Here is a 5,421-nt window from a genome sequence, read left to right on the forward strand (position 1 = left end):
ATCCCCACCAGCGCCCCCACCCGCTGCGCCAGCTCCAGCACCCGCACCGCCCGCGGCGGATACCCCGGCGCCAGCACCTGCCGCCCCCGCTCCATCCGCGCCCGGTAGGCCTCCAGCCGCGCCCGCGCCATCGGCCCGGCGCTCGCCACGTCCAGCCGCGCCAGCGCCTCCGTCGCGTCCCGCAGCACCTCGGCCAGCTCCCGCTCGGCCTCGCCCAGCGACGGCACGTCCGCCGGCGGCCCCTGCCGCACCGGCAGACACCGCCACAGCACCTCCGTGATCACGTCCCCGGCCGGACCGGCCTCGCTCACCTCCGGCACCAGCCCCACCGCCGCACCGGGACCGGTCGCCAGCACCGCCTCCCCGGCCGCCAGCGCCGCCACGTTGAACTCCGGCGGACCGCACAGCCCCAGCGGATGCCCGGGCATCGGCAGCGCGATCCGCAGCCCCACCACGCCCGACGACCGCAGCCGCCCCAGCGCCAGCGTCAGCCCCACCTGACCCGGCTCACCCGGCAGCCCCGCCACCCGGTGCACGGTGTCGTCGCCCACCACCCTCGACGCCGCGTCGTCCGGTGCGACGAGTCCGGCGAACAGCGCATTGCCCCAGGCGGCCAGCCGCCCCGCACGAGGTTCATCCAGCATGACCTCTACCTTAGGGAAGTGAGCCCAACAAGCCTCCTGACGACCGATGAGGGCGGACAGTGGCGTAGGTTTTGACATGGGGCCCACTGGCACCGAAAACGGCGACCGCAAGGGGAGAAACCGCGCGCATGAGCGATGTACTGGAGCTGGTGGACGTATCCGTGGTCCGCGAAGGCCGGTCTCTGGTGGACAAGGTCTCCTGGGCCGTCGCCGAGGGAGAACGCTGGGTCATCCTCGGCCCCAACGGCGCCGGCAAGACGACCCTCCTGAACATCGCCTCCAGCTACCTCTTCCCCACCTCCGGCACCGTCCAGATCCTCGGCGAGAAGCTCGGCGCCGTCGACGTCTTCGAGCTCCGCCCCCGCATCGGCATGGCCAGCAGCGCCCTCGCCGACAAGCTGTCCCGCCGGCAGACCGTCCTGCAGACCGTCCTCACCGCCGCCTACGGCATGACCGCCGGCTGGCAGGAGAAGTACGACGACGTGGACGAGCAGCGCGCCCGAGCCTTCCTCGACCGCCTCGGCATGAGCGAGTACCTCGACCGGCGCTTCGGCACCCTCTCGGAGGGCGAGCGCAAGCGGACCCAGATCGCCCGCGCCATGATGACCGACCCCGAGCTGCTGCTTCTCGACGAGCCGGCCGCCGGCCTCGACCTCGGTGGCCGCGAGGACCTCGTGCGCCGCCTCGGCCGCCTCGCCCGCGACCCCTACGCGCCCTCGATGGTCATGGTCACCCACCACGTCGAGGAGATCGCCCCCGGCTTCACCCACGTCCTGCTCATCAGACAGGGCCGGATCCTGGCCGCCGGGCCCGTCGACTCCGTGCTCACCTCGGCCAACCTCTCCCACTGCTTCGGACTGCCCCTCATCGTGGAGCGCCACGGGGACCGTTGGACCGCGCACGGCCTGCCGCTGGGCTGACAGCCCTTCCGTTCCGGCCCTGTTCGGGGGAGCGCCCGCCGATCTACCATGAGTTTGTGGACTTTTGGATGTGGTGGCTGATCGCCGCCGGAGGATTCGCGATCGCTCTCGTCCTGACCGCCATGCCGGAGCTGGGCATGCTCGCCGGGGGCGGCGTCGCCGCCGCCCTCACGGCCGGCCTGACCGACAGCCTGGTGATCCAGGTGGTCGTGTTCGCCGCCGTGTCCACGGCCCTCATCCTCGCCGTCCAGCCGATCGCCCGGCGCGCCCGCACCCAGCCCCCGGCCCTGAGATCGGGTTCCGACGCCCTCATGGGCAAGTCGGCCGTCGTGCTGGAGCGGGTCGACGCCACCAGCGGACGGATCAAGCTCGCCGGAGAGGTGTGGTCGGCCCGCGCGCTGGGGGAGGACGACTCCTACGAGCCCGGGAGCCAGGTCAGCGTCGTCGAAATCGACGGGGCGACCGCCGTCGTGATGTGATGGCCCGGTCGCGTCACCGAAAATAGTCCAACTCGTCTAGGAGCAGGGGGAGTACACGATGGCCATCATCATCGTGCTGGTCATCCTGGTGGTGCTGGTCGTCATCGCGCTCGTCCAGACCATCCAGGTGATCCAGCAAGCCAGCGCCGCCATCGTCGAGCGTTTCGGCCGCTACACCCGCACCCTGAACGCCGGCCTCAACATCGTCGTCCCGTTCATCGACCGCATCCGCAACCGCATCGACCTCCGCGAGCAGGTCGTGCCCTTCCCGCCCCAGCCGGTCATCACCCAGGACAACCTGGTGGTGAACATCGACACCGTCATCTACTACCAGGTGACCGACGCGCGCGCCGCGACCTACGAGGTGTCCAACTACATCCAGGCCATCGAGCAGCTCACGGTGACCACCCTGCGGAACATCATCGGCGGCATGGACCTGGAGCGGACCCTGACCTCCCGCGAGGAGATCAACGCGGCCCTGCGCGGCGTCCTCGACGAGGCCACCGGCAAGTGGGGCATCCGCGTCAACCGCGTCGAGCTCAAGGCCATCGAGCCCCCGACCTCCATCCAGGACTCGATGGAGAAGCAGATGCGGGCCGACCGTGACAAGCGCGCCGCGATCCTCCAGGCCGAGGGTGTCCGGCAGTCCGAGATCCTCCAGGCCGAGGGCGCCAAGCAGTCCGAGATCCTGCGCGCCGAGGGCGACGCCAAGGCCGCCGCGCTCCGCGCCGAGGGCGAGGCCCAGGCCATCCGCACCGTCTTCGAGGCCATCCACGCCGGCGACGCCGACCAGAAGCTGCTGGCCTACCAGTACATGCAGATGCTCCCGAAGATCGCCGAGGGCGACGCCAACAAGCTCTGGATCGTGCCCAGCGAGCTCGGCGACGCCCTCAAGGGCATCGGCGGCACCCTCGGCAAGTACGCGGGCGGCCCCAACGGCGGCAACGGCGGCGCCGACCCCAGCGGCGGCGCCTCGCCGCTCACCAAGCCCCCGGCCCCCCGCGAGCAGCCCCGCATCGAGTGACACGGCCCTCCCGCGACAGCACATCGCCCGCCCCCGGCTCCCGGGAGCGGGCGATGCCCGTTCGCGTTCCGTGCTCGCTTCTCGTCTCAGTCCCTCACGCCGATGCCGCGGCCTTCGGCAGCACCAGCCAGTCCGGCAGCGCGTCCGCGCCCTGGGCGCCCACCGCCAGCAGCAGCGCGTCGGCCGGCGTCGGCTCGAACGGCGGCGCGAGCAGCCGCATCCCCGCCTGCGCGGGCGTCCGGTCCGCCTTGCGGTGGTTGTCCTCCGCACACGCCGCCACCGTGTTCAGCCATGTGTCCCCGCCGCCCTGCGAACGGGGCACCACGTGGTCGATCGTGGTCGCCCGGCGACCGCAGTACGCGCACCGGTGCCGGTCCCGCACCAGGACGCCCCGCCGCGACCACGGGGCCCGTTGTCGGAACGGCACCTTCACGAACCGCCGCAGCCGGATCACCTGCGGCACCGGCAGATCCACCGCCGCCGCCCGCACCCGCAGCCCCGGGTGCGCGTGCTCCACGACGGCCTTGTGCTGGATCACCAGCACCACGGCCCGCCGCAGGGACACCGTCGACAGCGGTTCGTAGCTCGCGTTGAGCACCAGGGTCTGCCGCATCCCGCCCACCTCCCGGTTCGCCGCCGCGCCCCGTGGCGGGCTGGCACCACTGTGCCCCCGGCCCGCCGGGCGGACAATGCAATTTCCCAGGTCCGAGACGAAGACCCGGCGAACGGAACGGGACGGACGGGGGAACGATCAGCCCGCGGCCGGGTTCTCGTACTCGCCGATCACCTGCGCCCGCCCGATGGCGTGGAAGCGCAGCATGAAGCCCACCTGCGCGGGGGTGGCGTTCTCGTCCGGACCCAGCCGGTCCGCGTCCACCGCGTACACGGTGAAGACGTACCGGTGCGGCCCGTCACCGGGCGGCGGCGCGGCGCCGCCGAAGTCACGCGTCCCGTAGTCGTTGCGCACGTGCACCGCCCCGGCCGGAAGCCCCGCCATCCCGCCGCTGCCCGCCCCGGCGGGCAGCTCGGTCACGGTGGCCGGGATGTCGAACAGCACCCAGTGCCAGAAGCCGCTGCCGGTCGGCGCGTCCGGGTCGAAGCACGTGACGGCGAAGCTCCTGGTCCCCTCCGGGAAGCCGGACCAGCGCAGGTGCGGCGAGACGTTGCCCGCGGCGAACACCTGGTCGTCCTTGAGCGGCGCGCCGTCCGTCACGTCGTCGCTGACCACGGAGAACGACGCCACCGGCGGGTGGAAATCGTGGGGGAGCGGGCGCCGCCGGAGCTCGGACATTCGGATCCTCCTCGTCGAGTACATCGCTGCCGGCGTTAGCCTAGTCAGCTCCGGACGAGGACCGGACCAGGACCGGGAGGGGACACCGACGTGGAACAGGAGCCGGCGGGGAGGCCGTTGCCCCGCGACTTCTTCGACCGCCCCGTCCTGGAGGTCGCCCCCGACCTCCTCGGCCGCACCCTGGTGCGGACCCTGCCGGACGGCGAGATCGCCCTGCGCCTCACGGAGGTCGAGGCCTACGCGGGGGAGGCCGACCCCGGCTCCCACGCCTTCCGCGGCCGGACCGCGCGGAACGCCTCGATGTACGGACCGCCGGGCCACGTCTACGTCTACTTCACCTACGGGATGTGGCACTGCATGAACCTCGTCTGCGGCCCGCCCGGCCACGCCTCCGCCGTCCTGGTGCGCGCCGGGGAGATCCTGACCGGCACCGCCCTGGCCCGCGCCCGGCGGCCCGCGGCGCGCACCGACGCCGAGCTGGCCAGGGGCCCCGCACGGCTCGCCACGGCACTTGACGTGGACCGTACTCTTGACGGTGAGGACATCTGCGGCCCGGCCCAGGACGCGCACCTGCGCATCCTGCACGGCACGCCGGTCCCGGAGCGGTCGATCAGGACAGGTCCGCGCACGGGCGTCGGCGGCGACGGAGCGACCCGTCCGTGGCGCTTCTGGATCGCCGAGGACCCCACGGTGAGCCCCTACAGGGCACACCAGGGGAAGCGCAAGAGGACCCGACTTGACGCGCCGGTGGCGAAGTCGTAACGTAGGTCGAGTCGCCTGAGGCGGAACACAGAATCACAGCGGTCGAAAGACGAGCTGGACGTGGCCCGCAGGCGGACCACCATCACAGCGAAGACCTCCCGATCCGGGGTCCTTTTGGGTGCGCCGAAAAGGACGCGCGGAAGAGCCGATTAGGAATCCGGCTCGGAAGTCGGCTAATATGGTGGACACAGCGAAGGGAAGCGCCCGGGGGATCCTGAGAGGGGTCTGAAGGAAGCGTCCGTTCCTTGAGAACTCAACAGCGTGCCAAAAGTCAATGCCAGACTATTTGCAAGATCATGTT

7 protein-coding genes are annotated in these 5,421 nt (G+C 71.7%); 4 read left to right on the forward strand and 3 right to left on the reverse strand.

What is annotated here, in order from left to right; genetic code table 11:
* Positions 1 to 644: hypothetical protein (locus ACSNOC_RS26835; RefSeq protein ID WP_436750167.1), on the reverse strand; the 644-nt coding region annotated here is incomplete at its 3' end.
* A 128-nt stretch (positions 645 to 772) separates the two neighbouring features.
* Here ACSNOC_RS26835 and ACSNOC_RS26840 point away from each other — a divergent pair.
* The 3 genes from ACSNOC_RS26840 to ACSNOC_RS26850 are packed head-to-tail and all read left to right on the forward strand — an operon-like array spanning position 773 to position 3,067.
* Entirely contained in the window at positions 773 to 1,564 is a 792-nt protein-coding gene (locus ACSNOC_RS26840; RefSeq protein WP_436750168.1) for an ABC transporter ATP-binding protein, read from the forward strand.
* Between the two features lie 56 nt (positions 1,565 to 1,620).
* On the forward strand, positions 1,621 to 2,043 hold the full coding sequence (locus tag ACSNOC_RS26845) for an NfeD family protein (RefSeq protein WP_436750169.1): 423 nt from the start codon (positions 1,621 to 1,623) through the stop codon (positions 2,041 to 2,043).
* A gap of 58 nt (positions 2,044 to 2,101) precedes the next feature.
* The gene (locus ACSNOC_RS26850; RefSeq protein ID WP_436750170.1) at positions 2,102 to 3,067 is read left to right on the forward strand and encodes an SPFH domain-containing protein; all 966 of its coding nucleotides are present in this window, start codon (positions 2,102 to 2,104) and stop codon (positions 3,065 to 3,067) included.
* A gap of 94 nt (positions 3,068 to 3,161) precedes the next feature.
* On the opposite strand, the gene ACSNOC_RS26855 is transcribed toward ACSNOC_RS26850, so the two are convergent.
* Together ACSNOC_RS26855 and ACSNOC_RS26860 are read right to left on the reverse strand one after the other, a co-directional pair.
* Complete coding sequence (locus tag ACSNOC_RS26855; RefSeq protein WP_436750171.1) at positions 3,162 to 3,680, reverse strand: HNH endonuclease; 519 nt, start codon at positions 3,678 to 3,680, stop codon at positions 3,162 to 3,164.
* A 138-nt stretch (positions 3,681 to 3,818) separates the two neighbouring features.
* Positions 3,819 to 4,358 (reverse strand): YbhB/YbcL family Raf kinase inhibitor-like protein, encoded by a 540-nt coding sequence (locus tag ACSNOC_RS26860; RefSeq protein WP_436750172.1) that lies wholly within the window; start codon positions 4,356 to 4,358, stop codon positions 3,819 to 3,821.
* Between the two features lie 90 nt (positions 4,359 to 4,448).
* On the opposite strand from ACSNOC_RS26860, the gene ACSNOC_RS26865 reads away from it, so the two are divergent.
* Positions 4,449 to 5,120, forward strand: a complete 672-nt coding sequence (locus ACSNOC_RS26865; RefSeq protein ID WP_436750173.1) for a DNA-3-methyladenine glycosylase — start codon at positions 4,449 to 4,451, stop codon at positions 5,118 to 5,120.
* Positions 5,121 to 5,421: the final 301 nt, after the last annotated feature.

This window comes from Streptomyces sp. URMC 129, from assembly GCF_051386415.1.
GTDB lineage: Bacteria > Actinomycetota > Actinomycetes > Streptomycetales > Streptomycetaceae > Streptomyces.

Bases quoted from the DNA above. Each gene is read 5' to 3' on its own strand.
- ACSNOC_RS26840 (WP_436750168.1), top strand. From the start codon at position 773: ATGAGCGATGTACTGGAGCTGGTGGACGTATCCGTGGTCCGCGAAGGC.
- ACSNOC_RS26850 (WP_436750170.1), top strand. From the start codon at position 2,102: ATGGCCATCATCATCGTGCTGGTCATCCTGGTGGTGCTGGTCGTCATC.
- ACSNOC_RS26855 (WP_436750171.1), bottom strand. From the start codon at position 3,680: ATGCGGCAGACCCTGGTGCTCAACGCGAGCTACGAACCGCTGTCGACG.
- ACSNOC_RS26860 (WP_436750172.1), bottom strand. From the start codon at position 4,358: ATGTCCGAGCTCCGGCGGCGCCCGCTCCCCCACGATTTCCACCCGCCG.